Here is a 14,901-nt window from a genome sequence, read left to right on the forward strand (position 1 = left end):
AATGAATACAATATGCTTTATGCATAACAACAATGAACTAAGAGAAAGAGAGGTATCGAGAAAATGAAAGGCTGGATGACTCGGTTTAAGGCAGTAATGGCTTTAACTGTAATGGCCCTAATCCTTTCAGGGTGTGGTGAACCATTCTTGAGTACACTACAACCTAGTGGTGAAGGTGCTGCCATGTTATTAGAATTAATTATTCTAAGTACAGTCATTATGTTATTCGTATTTGTAGTTGTAATGGCAATCTACATATACGTAGTAATTAAGTTCCGTCAGAAAAAGGGACAAGAAGATTTCATTCCTAAACAGACGGAAGGAAGTCATGCGTTAGAGACTTTATGGACTGTCATTCCTATTATTTTACTATTAATTCTAGCAGTGCCAACCGTTCAGTACACGTTTGCTTTCGCTGATGTAAACACTCCGGAAGTAAACGAAGAGGGAGAAGAGTTAGATCAAATTTGGATCGATGTAACTGGTAAACAATACTGGTGGCATTTCGAATATGAAGGTTTAGACATAACTACAAGCCAAGAGATCTACATCCCAACTGACCGTCGCGTATACTTATCAATGATTTCTGATGATGTAATCCACTCATTTTGGGTTCCATCAATCCAAGGTAAAATGGACGTCAACCCTACAGGTAACCGCAATGAAATGTGGCTACAAGCAGACGAAGAAGGCGTTTACTGGGGTAAATGTGCTGAATTATGTGGCCCATCTCACTCATTAATGGACTTCAAAGTGATAGCAGTAAGTCCAGGAGAGTTTGAAGAGTGGGTTGAAGACATGCAAGGTGTGACAGGTGAAGAAGAGCCTGAAACGGCTACAGCACAAGCAGGTCAAGAAATTTATCAAGATAACTGCTTATCTTGTCACGCAGTCGGTTCTTCTCCAAACAAAGTTGGACCAAACTTAACGAACTTTGCTGACCGAGATAAGTTAGCTGGCGTATTTGATATGACAGAAGAAAACTTATTTGAATGGATCAATACAAAAGGTGAAGAAATGAAACCAGGTAACTTAATGGTTAACGCACCTTACGACTTAGACGAAGAAGAAATCAATCAAGTTATTGAATACTTAATGACTTTAAGTCCAAGTGATGTAACGCCTGAAAGTGCTGACAATGGCGTTTACATTGATTCAGACTTAAGTGATCTATTCCCTGAAGAGGAAGAAGACGCTGATGAAGAGTCTGAAGAGGATTCAGAAGAGGTAGATGAAGAAACAGAAGAAGAAAATGATGATGAATAATATTTAAGCACTATTGATTAAGGGAGGTTACAAGCGTGAGCACGACAGCAGAAAAGAAAGCTGGCTTTGGGTCCGTCTTATGGGATTATTTAACAACAGTCGACCACAAAAAAATTGCGATTCTATATTTAGTAGCAGGACTGTTCTTCTTTATCCTTGGTGGACTACAAGCGATGTTAATTCGTATCCAGCTAATTGCACCAGATAATGAATTTATCTCAGCGCAATTTTACAACGAAGTGTTGACGATGCATGGAACGACGATGATCTTCCTTGCCGCGATGCCGTTGATCTTTGCGCTCATGAACGCTGTACTGCCACTACAAATTGGAGCGCGTGACGTTGCGTTCCCATTTATTAACTCGTTAGGTTTCTGGTTGTTCTTCTTTGGAGGTATTTTCTTAAATGTCTCTTGGTTCGCAGGAGGAGCACCTGATGTTGGTTGGACAGCATATGCACCACTATCATTATTCTCTGAAAGCCATGGTGTAGATTATTATGCAATTGGTTTACAGATTACAGGCTTTGGTACATTAATGGGTGGTATTAACTTTATCGTAACAGTTGTTAACATGCGTGCGCCTGGTATGACTTACATGCGTATGCCATTGTTTACATGGACTTCATTTATTGCAAGTGTACTTATTTTATTTGCATTCCCAGCTTTAACAGTTGGTCTGTTCCTATTAACGTTTGACCGTTTATTTGGAGGTAACTTCTTTGACCCAGAAATGGGTGGTAACGTTATTATTTGGGAGCACTTATTCTGGATCTTCGGACACCCAGAAGTATACATTCTAATTTTACCGGCATTTGGAGTGTTCAGTGAGATTATTCCAACATTCTCTAAAAAGCGTTTGTTTGGATATTCATCCATGGTATTTGCGACAATCCTAATTGCATTCTTAGGTTTCATGGTATGGGCTCACCACATGTTTACAGTAGGTTTAGGTCCGATTGCGAACTCTATTTTCGCAGTAGCCACCATGGCGATTGCCGTTCCTACAGGTATAAAGATCTTTAACTGGTTATTTACAATGTGGGGCGGAAATATAAGATTAACATCGCCAATGGTATTTGCACTTGGTTTCGTTCCAACATTTACAATTGGTGGTATGACAGGTGTAATGCTTGCATCAGCTGCAGCTGACTTCCAATACCACGATACGTATTTCGTAGTTGCACACTTCCACTATGTCATTGTAGGTGGTACGGTACTTGGTATATTTGCAGGTATTATTTACTGGTGGCCGAAAATGTTCGGTACAATGCTAAATGAGAAGCTTAACCACTGGTTCTTCTGGTTATTCTTTATTGGTTTCCATTTAACATTCTTCTTCCAGCACTTCTTAGGCTTAATGGGTATGCCTCGTCGTTATTGGAAGTTCTTACCGGACCAAGGACTAGATTTATTTAACTTAATTAGTACTATTGGTGCTTTCGGAATGGCAATTGGTACGATTATCTTCTTAATCAACGTTGTTATGACCCAAATGAAAGGTGAAAAAGTATCAGGAGATCCATGGGACGCTCGTACACTAGAATGGGCTATTCCATCACCTCCACCATTCTATAACTTTAAACAAGAACCATTAGTACGTGGATTAGATGCACTATGGGTAGAAAAAATGCAAGGTAATGGAAAAATCCAACCTGCAGAGCCTTTAGGTGACATCCACATGCCTAATAGATCATTCGTACCGTTTGTTATTTCATTAGGTCTATTCATTGCTGGTTTTGGTGTTATGTACCAAGGTGCTATGTGGATCTTAGCAGCAATCGGTTTCGGAATTACTGCAGGTGCTATGTTATACCGTTCAGTGAAAGATGATATTGGTTATCATGTGCACAAAGAAGAATTAGAAGAAGAAGAGGGGGATGGTTCTAATGGCTGAAGACGTTCTTAAATCAGGTAATCTGCCAGAAAACCCTGAAAGAGCCACCCTTGAAGGCCGTAATAAGTTTATGGGCTTTTGGTTCTTCCTAGGCGGAGAAACTGTATTATTCGCAAGTTTATTTGGTACGTATTTAGCATTAAGAAACTCAACGGTTGACGGACCAACTGGTCAAGAAATCTTCGGTTTAGGGTTAGTTTTCTTAATGACGGTTATCCTATTAACAAGTTCATTAACAAGCGTATACGCAATGTATCATATGAAGAATAATGACTTTAAGAAGATGCAGCTATGGCTTGGAATTACAGTCTTATTAGGTTTTGCATTCTTAGGGTTAGAGATCTACGAGTTCGTTCATTACGTTAATGATTATGGCTTTGGCTTTACAACGTCAGCATTCAGTACAGCCTTCTATTCATTAGTTGGTTTCCACGGTGCACACGTTGCGTTTGGTCTAGTTTGGATCATTTCGTTAATGATTCGTAACCATAAACGTGGATTAAACTTATACAACGCTCCAAAGTTCTATATTGCATCATTATACTGGCACTTCATTGACGTTGTATGGGTCTTCATCTTTACAGTTGTATACCTAATGGGAAAGGTGGGCTAAATAATGGCAGATAACACCAATTCCGCGCAAACGCAGAAGAAGCAGTTTTATAAGAAAAAGCATAGGGAACAAATGAAACATCAAGTCATCACTTTTGCAATGATGATTGCTTTCACAATGTTAGCGTTTGGTTTAGTTATGGCAGAAGTTGATGCGATGTTTACGATTCCAATTATTTTAGTATTAGCAGCCGTACAGGTCTTATTTCAGCTGTATTATTTTATGCATATGGCAGAAGAAGGGCACGAGTGGCCTGCTGCAATGATTTATTCAGGTGTATTCGCAGCAGTATTAACTATTTTAGCCTTAACGATCATTGTATGGTGGTAATTTCTAAAGCTCAGGCAAATGCCTGAGCTTTTTTCTAATCTTTTGTATTTATAGTAATAATTAGTCTGCTAATGAGGAAAAGAGTGTCAATATTTTTTGACACTCTTTTTTTATTGGTTGCTTAAGGCATAAATACCTATTCAAGAGAATATAAAAAAGTGAAATAGGTGTTTTTTCATAAAATTTCCTTGATTATTTTAATGAGATTAAGTATATTAAGTAACATAAAGAATTATGAAAATTATAAATTTTGGTTTATTTCAGTATTTTCGACAAGAAAAGCATTTAAGGGGGAGCAACTATGTCAGATGTCATACTAGAGTTAGAAGATTTACATACTCATTTTTTCACGGACTCCGGTGAAATACCAGCAGTTGATGGAGTGAGCTTTAAAGTACATAAAGGTGAGGTTGTCGGAGTAGTTGGTGAATCAGGGTGTGGTAAGAGTGTTACATCCTTATCGATTATGCAACTCGTACCAAGTCCCCCAGGGAAAATTGTAAGTGGTCAAATTAATTTTAAAGGCGAGAATTTAGCTCAAGCTACTGAAAAAAGAATGAGGCAAGTTCGTGGAAATGAAATATCTATGATTTTCCAAGAGCCTATGACCTCATTAGATCCTTTATATACAATTGGTAATCAATTGATTGAAGCAATTAGAATGCACCGAAAAATGTCTAAGAAAGAAGCAAAACGTAAAGCGATTGACATGTTAAATCTAGTAGGTATACCAAGACCTTCAGAAGTCGTCGATGAGTATCCTCACCAATTGTCTGGTGGGATGCGTCAAAGAGTTATGATTGCAATGGCAATGTCGTGTGATCCTGAAGTGTTAATTGCTGATGAACCTACCACAGCTTTAGATGTGACTATTCAAGCTCAAATTTTAGACTTAATGAGAGGTTTAAACAAAGAGCATAATACAGGTATTTTACTTATTACACATGATTTAGGTATCGTAGCTGAAATGTGCGACCGAGTCGTTGTTATGTATGCTGGTCAAGTAGTAGAAGAAGGTTCAGTACGAGAGATTTTAAAAGATCCTAAACACCCTTATACTAAGGGTCTTATTCGTTCTTTACCAAAAATACATGAAAAAGAACAAAAACTATACTCAATTCCTGGTACAGTTCCGAAGGTTTCAATGGAACACGTAGGGTGCCGTTTCGCCCCGCGTTGTGAATATACATTTGACAGATGCTTTTCAGATGACCCGGAATTATATGAAACAGATGTGGAGAGAAGAAGTCGTTGCTTTTTATATGATGACAACGAAGAACAGGAGGCAGGCTCACATGTCGAATCCGATCTTAGAAGTTAACAACTTAAAAAAGTACTTTGATGTAAAAGGTGGCGTATTTGGCCGTAAAGTTGGAGAAGTTAAAGCAGTTGATGATGTAACATTTACAGTTAACGAAGGTGAAATATTAGGAATTGTTGGTGAGTCTGGTTGTGGTAAATCTACCACAGGTAAAGCACTGTTACGACTAATTGAACCAACAGAAGGTGAAGTCAAATTCGAGGATCAAGATATCACTCAATTAGATGATGAATCTATGAGAAAACTTAGAAGAGACATGCAAATCATTTTCCAAGATCCTTATGCTTCTTTGAATCCAAGACATACTGTAGAGAAAATAGTTGGCGAGCCTCTATTTGTACATGGTATGAAGTCGTCTGAGGAACGAAAGAAACGTGTAAAGGAATTACTTGAAGTTGTCGGACTTAGACCATTTCATGCATCAAGATATCCTCACCAATTTAGTGGAGGACAGAGACAAAGAATAGGGATTGCACGAGCTTTAGCTAATAACCCTAAGTTAATTATTTGTGATGAACCTGTTTCAGCTTTAGATGTATCAGTACAGTCACAAATTTTAAATTTAATGTCAGATTTACGTGATGAATTTAACTTAACCTATATATTTATTGCACACGATTTAAGTGTTGTGAAACATATTAGTGATCGTGTAGGTGTTATGTATTTAGGGAAATTGGTAGAACTAGCTGATAAGGATGAACTTTATGAAAATCCTAAACATCCATATACACAAGCATTGCTATCAGCTGTGCCAGTAGCCGATCCAGATGTGATAGGTGATCGAGTTATTTTAGAAGGCGATGTTCCAAGTCCTTCTAATCCACCTACTGGGTGTCCTTTTCACACACGTTGTCCTGTTGCGATGGATGTTTGTAGCGAGGTAATACCAGAGTTCAAAGAGGATAGTGATCAACATTACGTTGCATGTCACTTATATGACTAAAGTGATATGTACCGAATGTTATCTATATAAAATATTTTAGGGGGTAAGTTTTATGAAGCTTAAGTACTCATTTTTACTAGCCATGTTAATCGCTTTTGTCATGCTTTTAGCAGCATGTGGCGATGATGGTGACGATGCATCTGAATCAGATACAGGTTCGGATGACGAAACAAGTGAGGAAGATGAGCAGGATGAGGATGACGGCGCTGAAGTTGAAACAGATGGCGACGACATACTTGTTTATGCTCGTGGTGGTGATTCAGAAAGTTTAGACTTTGCAAGTACTACAGATGGTGAGTCATCTCGTGTTACTAAACAAATTTATGAGAGTTTACTAGATTTCGAAGAAGATTCATTTGAAATAAAACCAGGATTGGCTCACGACTGGAATGTAAGTGACGATGGTTTAACATACACTTTCTACTTAGAGGAAGGTGTTACATTCCACGATGGTACAGATTTTAACGCTGAAGCTGTCAAAATAAACTATGAGCGTTGGTCTGGTGCAGACGATACTTATAGCTTTGAAGATGATAATTATGCATACACTATGTATGGAATAATGTTCGGTGGCTTCCATGGCGATGATGGCCACGTTATTAGTGAAGTTAATGTAAATGGTGATTATGAAGTTGAATTTGTATTAAATGAACCATTAGGTTTCTTCTTACAAAATATGGCTATGAGCTACTTTGCGATTACTTCTCCTGCAGCTTTAGAGGAGTATGGTCCTGAAATTAATGAGAACCCAGTTGGAACTGGTCCATTCAAGTTCGTAAGCTGGTCTCGTGATGACCAAATCGTTTTAGAAGCATATGAAGATTACCGTGTAGACGGTTTACCTAAGTTAGATGGAGTTATCTTTGAAGTGATTCCTGATAACTCTTCACGTCTAATTGCTTTAAATTCAGGTGAAATTCACATCATGGATGGTTTAAATCCTGATGCTGCAGCTGGTATTGATTCTGACGAAGAAACAATTCTTTATACTCGTGCTGCGAATAACTTTGGTTACTTAGGTTTCCAAACGGAAAAAGAACCAATCAATGATCCATTAGTGCGTCAAGCAATCAACCATGCGATTGACAGAGAACAAATCGCAGAAGCATTATATGCTGGTTATGCGATTCCTGCTGTTAACCCAGTACCACCAGGTTACTTAGGGTTTAATGATGATCTAGATGTATATGAATTTGATTTAGATCGATCTGCTGAGTTATTAGAAGAAGCTGGTTATGCTGACGGTTTTGAAATTGATTTATGGACTATGCCTGTTGCTCGTCCATATATGCCAGATCCTGAAACAGTTGCAGTAATAGTTCAGGCTGATTTAGCACAAATTGGTATTACAGCCAATATTGTTACTGAAGAGTGGGCACCTTACTTAGAGCGTACTCAACAAGGTGAACACGAACTATTTATGTTAGGTTGGTCAGGTACTAACGGTGACCCTGACTACTTCTTAAGTAGTTTACTGCACGGTGATAATGCTGGTGCAAGTAACCGTACTTTCTATCAAAACGATGAAGTAGATGAGTTATTAGATGCAGCGAAAAGAGCTGTTGACCAAGATGAGCGTGCAGAACTTTATAAGGAAGCTCAAGCGCTCATCTATGAAGATTCACCGATGATTCCTTTAGTACACTCTGAGCCAGTACTTGCTTCATTAAGCAACGTTCAGAACTATGTGCCTCACCCTTCTACGAGTGAGTCTTTAGCAGAAGTTGAATTAGATTAATATTTAAGAGGAGGGTAGTAGAGAAGCCTCTACTACCCTCTATATTTAGAACATAACTATTAATGCTTTACAGGCTATATACTACATAGATTAATAGAACTGAGGTGAAAACATGTTAGCCTATACAATCCGTCGCCTACTCATGTTAATACCAGTCCTTTTAGGGATGACATTAATTGTTTTCTCAGTTGTTCACTTAATACCGGGTAACCCAGCACAAGTTATCTTAGGGGAGACGGCAACTGAACAAGCTATTCAAGACCTTGAAGCTACAATGGGTATTGACCAACCATATTTTGTTCAATACGGGCTATATTTAGCTGATTTGTTACAAGGTGATTTAGGTACATCATTACGAACTAAAGGTGAGATTAGCTCTGAAATCTTACCTCGAGTTGCCGCAACTTTCGAATTAACTATTTTTGCTATGATTTTTGCAATTATCGTTGGAATTAATGCAGGAATTTTAAGTGCATGGAAACAAAACACTTGGGTTGACATTACTGCTATGGTTGTTGCTCTAATTGGTGTTTCAATGCCTGTGTTCTGGTTAGCATTAATGGAACAGTGGATTTTTGCACAAGAACTTGGCTGGTTACCATCATCTGGTAGACAATCAAGTACAGATCAAATTGAACCGATTACTCATTTTTATGTGCTCGATTCATTACTGCATCTAGATTTTGATCGAACGTTAACAGTGTTAAGTCACTTAGTTTTACCAGCTGTTGCACTAGGAACAATACCTATGGCGATTATTGCTCGTATGACACGTTCAAGTATGCTTGAAGTCATGAAGTCTGACTACATTCGTACAGTTCGTGCAAAAGGGTCAGGTCAATTTTTAGTCATTTATAAGCACGCTTTAAGAAATGCAACAATTCCTGTATTGACCGTAATCGGTTTACAAACTGGGGTTTTATTAGGTGGAGCTATATTAACAGAAACCATCTTTAGTTGGCCTGGGGTTGGCCGTTACGTGTATGAAGGAATTAACCACCGAGATTATCCAGTCATTCAATCTGGAATTCTTGTCATTGCCTTTATATTCGTTATGATCAACTTAATTGTTGATTTACTCTATGCATATATTGACCCAAGGATTAAATATTAGGGGGATTATCTATGGAAACTAAAGATCAAAAACAACAAATAGACCAATATAATAAAAACCCCAACAGTAACTATTACGATTCGGAAGAGGTAGAGGCAGTATCACCTTGGAAAGATGCCTTTCGACAACTTAAAAAAAGCCCCTTAGCGATTACAGGATTTTTTATTATCTTATTTTTTATTATGTTGGGTGCATTTGCACCAATAATATCGCCTTATGACTTTGCTGAGACGAATCCTGTCAATCGTTTACAAGGATCTTCTGCTGAACATTGGTTAGGAACGGACCATTTAGGAAGAGATATATTAACGAGGATTGCTTATGGTGCAAGGATATCATTAATGGTTGGTTTTTTTGCAGTAACAGGAGCCTTAATCTTTGGTACTATTCTTGGGATCGTTTCGGGCTATTATGGCCGTTGGGTAGATATGTTAATCTCAAGAATCTTTGATATTTTGTTAGCATTTCCTAGTATACTTCTTGCGATTGCTGTTGTAGCAATTTTAGGTGCTTCTTTGCAAAATGCTTTAATTGCAATTGCAATTATTAACATACCTATATTTGGGCGAATTGTGCGTTCGAAAGTAATCAGTTTGAGGGAAGAAGAGTATATAATGGCAGCGAGGGCACAAGGTATGAAACGTGGTCGTATATTAGTTCACCACATACTACCTAACAGCTTGGCGCCAATTATTGTTCAGGCGACATTAGGTTTCGGTACAGCTATTTTAGAGGCTGCGGCATTAGGATTTTTAGGGTTAGGAGCTCAGCCACCAACACCGGAGTGGGGGAAAATGCTTGCTGACTCACGTGCTTTCATTCAGTTAGCACCTTGGACTTTAATTTATCCAGGTGTATCCATTATGTTAGTCGTATTAGGATTTAACTTAATCGGTGATGGTTTACGAGATGCACTTGATCCGAAAATGAAAAATTAAATCATATCGTGTAACCGTAGTGTTTGAAAATCAAACGCTACGGTTTTTTATTTTCAACAATTTTATTAACGTTCTTTTAAATAGTCGAGCTTTTGTACAAAATCATGTATACTAGTGTTTGAAATAAACGTTGTAACCATCAGAGGTGAAGGACTATGTGGGATAAAATACAAATTTTCGGTTTCAGGGCATTGTGGAATCCTGAGATTATTGTTATTACTTTACTTTTAATTTTACTATATTACTTATTTACTGGACCGTTAAAACATAAGGCGGGTCTAAGCGAAGGACCTACTAAAGGTCAAAAGATTTCAATGTATTCAGCATTAATACTCTTTTACATTACGAAAGGCTCGCCTGTCTATTTATTATCACATATTATTTTAATGGCACATATGGCCCAAATGGCTGTCTTTTATTTATTAGTACCTATACTTGTCATTAAAGGAATTCCGCTAGAGTGGTGGAGGAAAGTGTTTAAGACACCGATTGTCGGTCACTTTTTGAAATTATTCACAAGACCGATTTTAGCGCTAGTGTCATTTAATGTACTTTTTTCGTTATATCATGTTCCGTTCGTTCTTGACTTTACGAAAACGAGCAACTTAATTCATTGGCCTGCAACGATGGTGTTGTTCATTTTTGCATTTTGTATGTGGTGGCCGATCTTTACACCGATTAAAGAACAAATGGTTGTTAAACCACTATTCAAAATTTTGTATATTTATGGTGCAGGAATGCTACTAACTCCAGCATGTGCTTTAATTATTTTCGCTGACACACCTTTATATTCGACGTATTCAGAGCCTGATGCGTTCATGACAGCATTAGCGTTATGTGTTCCACCCAATGTGTTAGAAGGTATGAGCTTTGGTGGTCCGCAAGTATTTATGAATATGCCACTCGTATATGACCAGCAGGCAGCAGGAATTATTATGAAAGTATCACAAGAATTCTTATATGGTGGTATCATTGCACGTATTTTCTATGGTTGGTTTAGAAGTGAAAGGACGCGTGGAATTGATCCGTTACCACAAGACCTACAAACAGCAACACCTTATGTAGAGAGAGGATGAGAGAGATGCCGTTTTTGCCAACAATTAGTACAGTGTTTATTGTTATAAGTGCTATTTTAGTAGCCATTGGTTGGTATTTAGTTTCAAAGGGGAAGTATGCTGCACATAAAAAAGTTATGATCGCAGCTGCTATTTCAGCTTTAACATTTTTTATTCTTTATGTATCACGTACGATTTTTATCGGTAATACAAGCTTTGGCGGTCCTGAGGAAATGCAAGTTTACTACACAATCTTTATGGTATTCCATATTATTTTAGCCACAACAGGTGGTGTTTTCGGGTTAGTTACGTTATATTTAGCATTTAAACGAAAGATAGAGAAACACCGTAAACTTGGGCCTTATACTAGTGTTATTTGGTTCTTCACTGCAATTACAGGTGTAGTTGTTTATTTGCTTCTATATGTAATTTATGAAGGTGGCCATAGCACGAGTGTCTTTAGAGCAATTTTTGGTGGATAAGTTATACCTGTTCAGCGTAATAATACGCTGGACAGTTTTTTTATATAAAAACCCCCTAATTAGTTTTGAACTAATTAGGGGAAATAGCTAAAATTTAACTCGCCATTTAATAATGCCAGCTTCTCGTGCTGAATTAAATATGATGACGACTATTGGTCCTAAGAAAAAGCCTAATATACCGATTAGTTGTAGACCGATATACATTGCAATGAGTGTTGGTAAAGGTTTTAAACCGATATGGTGACCCATCACTTTTGGTTCAATAGTACGACGAATCGTTAATAGTACGATTGCTAATACACCAAGTTGTATACCCATCAACATATCGCCAACTAAGAACATGTAAATCGACCATGGGGCTAAAACAATAATAGAGCCGACAATCGGTATTAAATCAACTGCCCAAATAATAATCGACATGACTAAGGCAATTTCTGGAGTTATAAATAGTAACGATATTAAGGTCACAGTGAAAATAATTAAACTGACTAAAAATTGTGCTTTTAAAAACCCGAGTAATACGTAAGCTAATCGAGCATTCATAAACTTGAACTTTTCTTGTGTTTGGTCTGTCATCATGCTATACATTTTGTTTCGTAAATTAGGAAGATCAAGCATGAACAGAAAGAGGGCGATCATATAAACGATGAAACTGATGAGAAACTCTGGTATTTTCAAAATGAATTGTGCAATATTATCAATTTGGATATAATCCATAATTTGTGCTTCTAAAGACACTAAATTTTCTGCAGCAGTTTCTTCAACTTCACGAACAAAATGGGCTGGCCAATCTTCAGTGAAGGCATTTATATCATCTTGAAGTTCAATTAATATAGTTTCGACATTTTTAATATACTCTGGTGCGTTTTCAGTTATTTTAACAACTTGGCCGATTGCCTTTGTTGTTGTATATGTACCAATCGTTGCGATTATAGACAAGAAGATTAAGAAAACAATCGTTACAGCAATTGTTCTGTTCATCCTAAATCGTCGCATAAACCAGCGAATGATTGGGTTAAGAAACAAAGCAGTGAAAAACGCTAAAATTAGTGGAATGGATATAGGTAGGATAAAATACCCAACCACAATTAAAATGATAATAGTAAATATAATAGTCCACTGTTTTTTAGATATATTTTTTAGCAATGCAATTTAAGTCCCCTTTCATATACATACTATAACTATAGCACGGTCTTGTAGGTTTGAATAGTACAGGGTCTAAAGATTATGACAATTCAAACTACACTGCTACTATTGTATTAGAAAAAACTCACAACATGTAATTGTTTTAAAAGGTGACCCTAGTCATACTAAGGTCACCTTTCTTTTTGTTAATTATTATTCTTCGTCTTGAAATTCTTTTAAATCTTCTTCGACTTTTGAAAGTACACGGTCAACACGTTCATGTACATTGTTAGGGAATTCTTGTTCACCGTATTCAACACCGTGTGGGTAAAAGTGTTTACCTAGCAGTGGTGGCATAAGCTTAATTAAAGCTGATCCTTTTTCGACACTACCCTCAACTGCTACTCCGCGTAATCTTAAGTAATAAGTAATGTTTTTCTCTGGAGAATTAATTTTTAAATCATATGTGACGCGTTCGTAATCCCATTGTTCAGCTAAAACAAACCCGTTTTGCTCAAGTGCATGAGTTAAAGGTTGTTGTTTAACTTGTGCGCCGTCGATTGAGAACTTAGTTATTTCCATCTCGTTCACCTCTTCTAAAATCTTCTTATCAAACTCATCATATTATGAAATCGCTAATTTATCAATTATTTCTGTACAAATATATATGATGTGTAACAATTTATTCAAATTTAACACGGAAACATATTATTATAGTTGAATTCTAATGAACTCATTAATACGTCTAAGCGTATTTTATTATAGGGCAAATCTTCTTAAAGGAGTGAAATGTATGAGTCATATTCGTCTACCGAAAGAATTAGAGGACTTTAAACAGTTTGTGCAAAATCGTCCAGAATTAGTCCAACGAGTGAGAAATAAAGAATATACGTGGCAACAATTATATGATATTTGGACTGATGAAGGACACCATTCAAGCTTTTGGGACCAATTTGAACAAAGTTTAGAAGAAGATAAAAACGCATCAGCATTTCCGGTTAATTCAGATCAAATTCAAGGAATGGTAAAGAAGTTAGCTGACCTTGATGTTGACCAAGTTGATAAAAATTTAAGGCAGTTATCTAAAGCACTTGACCAGATTCAACACTTGAGCCATCAATTTCAACAACAAAAAAAACGTCCACCACATAGAGGTAATCGATTTCCATTTTAATTCTAACAATGGTAATAAGTATTAGATTTTGTTATGATACAAGTATGGAGGTGTGTTCATGCTAGCTAACACAGAAGTATTAGAAGTATTAGAACAAGCAGAAAAGCTAGGTAAAATGATAAAAGAGTCAGAAGACTATGAGATATATACAAATCATAAAAATCAACTATACAATGATCCTGAAGCGAATCGTCTTATGACGGACTTTCAACAGATGAAAGAAGATTATGAAGACGTACAACGCTTCGGTCGTTATCATCCAGATTACAGCAAAATTATGAAAGAAATAAGACAATTAAAAAGAGAATTAGATTTACATGAAACAGTGGCTAGCTATAAACAGACAGAAACTCAACTGCAAATGTTATTAGATGACGTATCTGAAATTGTCGCTAAATCGATTAGCCCTAACATTAAAGCTCCAAGAGATGGTGTAGCACTTAAAGATACAGGAGATGGTTGTGGTTGCGGTAGTGGTGGCCAGTGTGGGTGCCAAGCGTCCTAGTAGAGAATGGAGGGGTATCAATGTTCACAAAACGCCAAGGAATAGTAGTTTGGTTTAAGCACATAAAACAGTTGAGAAAACTTCGTCGTTACGGTCACGTGATTTACGCATCTAAACGTCAAAAGTATGCCTTAATCTATGTTAACCAGGAAGATGTATCTAATATTGTAGAACAGCTTGAACGTCTTCATTTCGTTACAAACGTTGACTTATCATATAAACCTTATGTTGATACTGCTTATCAAGGGGCGGTCGAAAAGACAAATGATATAGATGCAGAAATGGAAGGCTATTATCAAAGTGAAGCATTTTGATGGAGCGAAGCTAAAAGATAAACCCGAACGAAGTCAAAAGGTGATTTCGTTCGGGTTTTGTGTTTTACAATCAGTTCTGTCTCAGCCT

16 protein-coding genes are annotated in these 14,901 nt (G+C 37.1%); 14 read left to right on the forward strand and 2 right to left on the reverse strand.

What is annotated here, in order from left to right; genetic code table 11:
• Positions 1 to 63 precede the first annotated feature (63 nt).
• The 11 genes from coxB to J2R98_RS01385 all read left to right on the forward strand — a co-directional run bounded on the left by coxB (position 64) and on the right by J2R98_RS01385 (position 11,695).
• Positions 64 to 1,266, forward strand: a complete 1,203-nt coding sequence (gene coxB / locus J2R98_RS01335; RefSeq protein WP_307065359.1) for a cytochrome c oxidase subunit II — start codon at positions 64 to 66, stop codon at positions 1,264 to 1,266.
• A 35-nt stretch (positions 1,267 to 1,301) separates the two neighbouring features.
• Positions 1,302 to 3,161, forward strand: a complete 1,860-nt coding sequence (ctaD, locus tag J2R98_RS01340) for a cytochrome c oxidase subunit I (protein ID WP_307065361.1) — start codon at positions 1,302 to 1,304, stop codon at positions 3,159 to 3,161.
• Entirely contained in the window at positions 3,154 to 3,774 is a 621-nt protein-coding gene (locus J2R98_RS01345) for a cytochrome (ubi)quinol oxidase subunit III (RefSeq protein ID WP_307065364.1), read from the forward strand. Before ctaD ends, J2R98_RS01345 begins: the two co-directional genes overlap by 8 nt.
• A 3-nt stretch (positions 3,775 to 3,777) precedes the next feature.
• Entirely contained in the window at positions 3,778 to 4,104 is a 327-nt protein-coding gene (gene ctaF, locus J2R98_RS01350; protein ID WP_307065366.1) for a cytochrome c oxidase subunit IVB, read from the forward strand.
• A gap of 301 nt (positions 4,105 to 4,405) precedes the next feature.
• Positions 4,406 to 5,425: an ABC transporter ATP-binding protein gene (locus tag J2R98_RS01355; protein ID WP_307065368.1), complete on the forward strand. Its 1,020-nt coding sequence runs from the start codon at positions 4,406 to 4,408 to the stop codon at positions 5,423 to 5,425.
• Entirely contained in the window at positions 5,400 to 6,368 is a 969-nt protein-coding gene (locus J2R98_RS01360; RefSeq protein WP_307065370.1) for an ABC transporter ATP-binding protein, read from the forward strand. Before J2R98_RS01355 ends, J2R98_RS01360 begins: the two co-directional genes overlap by 26 nt.
• A gap of 52 nt (positions 6,369 to 6,420) precedes the next feature.
• Complete coding sequence (locus tag J2R98_RS01365; RefSeq protein WP_307065371.1) at positions 6,421 to 8,106, forward strand: ABC transporter substrate-binding protein; 1,686 nt, start codon at positions 6,421 to 6,423, stop codon at positions 8,104 to 8,106.
• A 112-nt stretch (positions 8,107 to 8,218) separates the two neighbouring features.
• Positions 8,219 to 9,220, forward strand: a complete 1,002-nt coding sequence (locus J2R98_RS01370) for an ABC transporter permease (RefSeq protein ID WP_307065373.1) — start codon at positions 8,219 to 8,221, stop codon at positions 9,218 to 9,220.
• 11 nt (positions 9,221 to 9,231) lie between these two features.
• Positions 9,232 to 10,158 carry an ABC transporter permease gene (locus J2R98_RS01375; protein WP_307065374.1) on the forward strand — a complete coding sequence of 309 codons (927 nt, stop codon included), beginning with the start codon at positions 9,232 to 9,234 and terminating at the stop codon, positions 10,156 to 10,158.
• Between the two features lie 155 nt (positions 10,159 to 10,313).
• Positions 10,314 to 11,234: a cytochrome c oxidase assembly factor CtaG gene (ctaG, locus tag J2R98_RS01380; protein ID WP_307065376.1), complete on the forward strand. Its 921-nt coding sequence runs from the start codon at positions 10,314 to 10,316 to the stop codon at positions 11,232 to 11,234.
• Between the two features lie 5 nt (positions 11,235 to 11,239).
• Positions 11,240 to 11,695 (forward strand): DUF420 domain-containing protein, encoded by a 456-nt coding sequence (locus tag J2R98_RS01385; RefSeq protein ID WP_307065378.1) that lies wholly within the window; start codon positions 11,240 to 11,242, stop codon positions 11,693 to 11,695.
• A gap of 87 nt (positions 11,696 to 11,782) precedes the next feature.
• On the opposite strand, the gene ytvI is transcribed toward J2R98_RS01385, so the two are convergent.
• Both ytvI and J2R98_RS01395 read right to left on the reverse strand, forming a co-directional pair.
• On the reverse strand, positions 11,783 to 12,841 hold the full coding sequence (gene ytvI / locus J2R98_RS01390) for a sporulation integral membrane protein YtvI (RefSeq protein ID WP_307065379.1): 1,059 nt from the start codon (positions 12,839 to 12,841) through the stop codon (positions 11,783 to 11,785).
• Between the two features lie 192 nt (positions 12,842 to 13,033).
• Positions 13,034 to 13,402, reverse strand: a complete 369-nt coding sequence (locus tag J2R98_RS01395; RefSeq protein ID WP_307065381.1) for a YugN family protein — start codon at positions 13,400 to 13,402, stop codon at positions 13,034 to 13,036.
• Between the two features lie 211 nt (positions 13,403 to 13,613).
• On the opposite strand from J2R98_RS01395, the gene ylbD reads away from it, so the two are divergent.
• The 3 genes from ylbD to J2R98_RS01410 are packed head-to-tail and all read left to right on the forward strand — an operon-like array spanning position 13,614 to position 14,813.
• Entirely contained in the window at positions 13,614 to 13,994 is a 381-nt protein-coding gene (gene ylbD / locus J2R98_RS01400) for a spore coat protein YlbD (RefSeq protein WP_307065383.1), read from the forward strand.
• 58 nt (positions 13,995 to 14,052) lie between these two features.
• A complete protein-coding gene (locus tag J2R98_RS01405; protein WP_307065385.1) occupies positions 14,053 to 14,499 on the forward strand; it encodes a YlbF/YmcA family competence regulator in 447 nt (148 codons plus the stop codon).
• Between the two features lie 20 nt (positions 14,500 to 14,519).
• Complete coding sequence (locus tag J2R98_RS01410) at positions 14,520 to 14,813, forward strand: YlbG family protein (RefSeq protein ID WP_307065387.1); 294 nt, start codon at positions 14,520 to 14,522, stop codon at positions 14,811 to 14,813.
• Positions 14,814 to 14,901: the final 88 nt, after the last annotated feature.

This window comes from Alkalibacillus filiformis, assembly GCF_030814115.1.
GTDB classification, from domain to species: Bacteria; Bacillota; Bacilli; order Bacillales; family Alkalibacillaceae; genus Alkalibacillus; species Alkalibacillus filiformis.

Coding starts and splice junctions, on each gene's coding strand:
- ctaG (WP_307065376.1), top strand. CDS start 10,314: ATGTGGGATAAAATACAAATTTTCGGTTTCAGGGCATTGTGGAATCCT.
- J2R98_RS01345 (WP_307065364.1), top strand. CDS start 3,154: ATGGCTGAAGACGTTCTTAAATCAGGTAATCTGCCAGAAAACCCTGAA.
- J2R98_RS01370 (WP_307065373.1), top strand. CDS start 8,219: ATGTTAGCCTATACAATCCGTCGCCTACTCATGTTAATACCAGTCCTT.
- J2R98_RS01355 (WP_307065368.1), top strand. CDS start 4,406: ATGTCAGATGTCATACTAGAGTTAGAAGATTTACATACTCATTTTTTC.
- J2R98_RS01410 (WP_307065387.1), top strand. CDS start 14,520: ATGTTCACAAAACGCCAAGGAATAGTAGTTTGGTTTAAGCACATAAAA.
- J2R98_RS01385 (WP_307065378.1), top strand. CDS start 11,240: ATGCCGTTTTTGCCAACAATTAGTACAGTGTTTATTGTTATAAGTGCT.
- ylbD (WP_307065383.1), top strand. CDS start 13,614: ATGAGTCATATTCGTCTACCGAAAGAATTAGAGGACTTTAAACAGTTT.
- J2R98_RS01375 (WP_307065374.1), top strand. CDS start 9,232: ATGGAAACTAAAGATCAAAAACAACAAATAGACCAATATAATAAAAAC.
- J2R98_RS01405 (WP_307065385.1), top strand. CDS start 14,053: ATGCTAGCTAACACAGAAGTATTAGAAGTATTAGAACAAGCAGAAAAG.
- J2R98_RS01365 (WP_307065371.1), top strand. CDS start 6,421: ATGAAGCTTAAGTACTCATTTTTACTAGCCATGTTAATCGCTTTTGTC.
- ctaF (WP_307065366.1), top strand. CDS start 3,778: ATGGCAGATAACACCAATTCCGCGCAAACGCAGAAGAAGCAGTTTTAT.
- J2R98_RS01395 (WP_307065381.1), bottom strand. CDS start 13,402: ATGGAAATAACTAAGTTCTCAATCGACGGCGCACAAGTTAAACAACAA.
- J2R98_RS01360 (WP_307065370.1), top strand. CDS start 5,400: ATGTCGAATCCGATCTTAGAAGTTAACAACTTAAAAAAGTACTTTGAT.
- coxB (WP_307065359.1), top strand. CDS start 64: ATGAAAGGCTGGATGACTCGGTTTAAGGCAGTAATGGCTTTAACTGTA.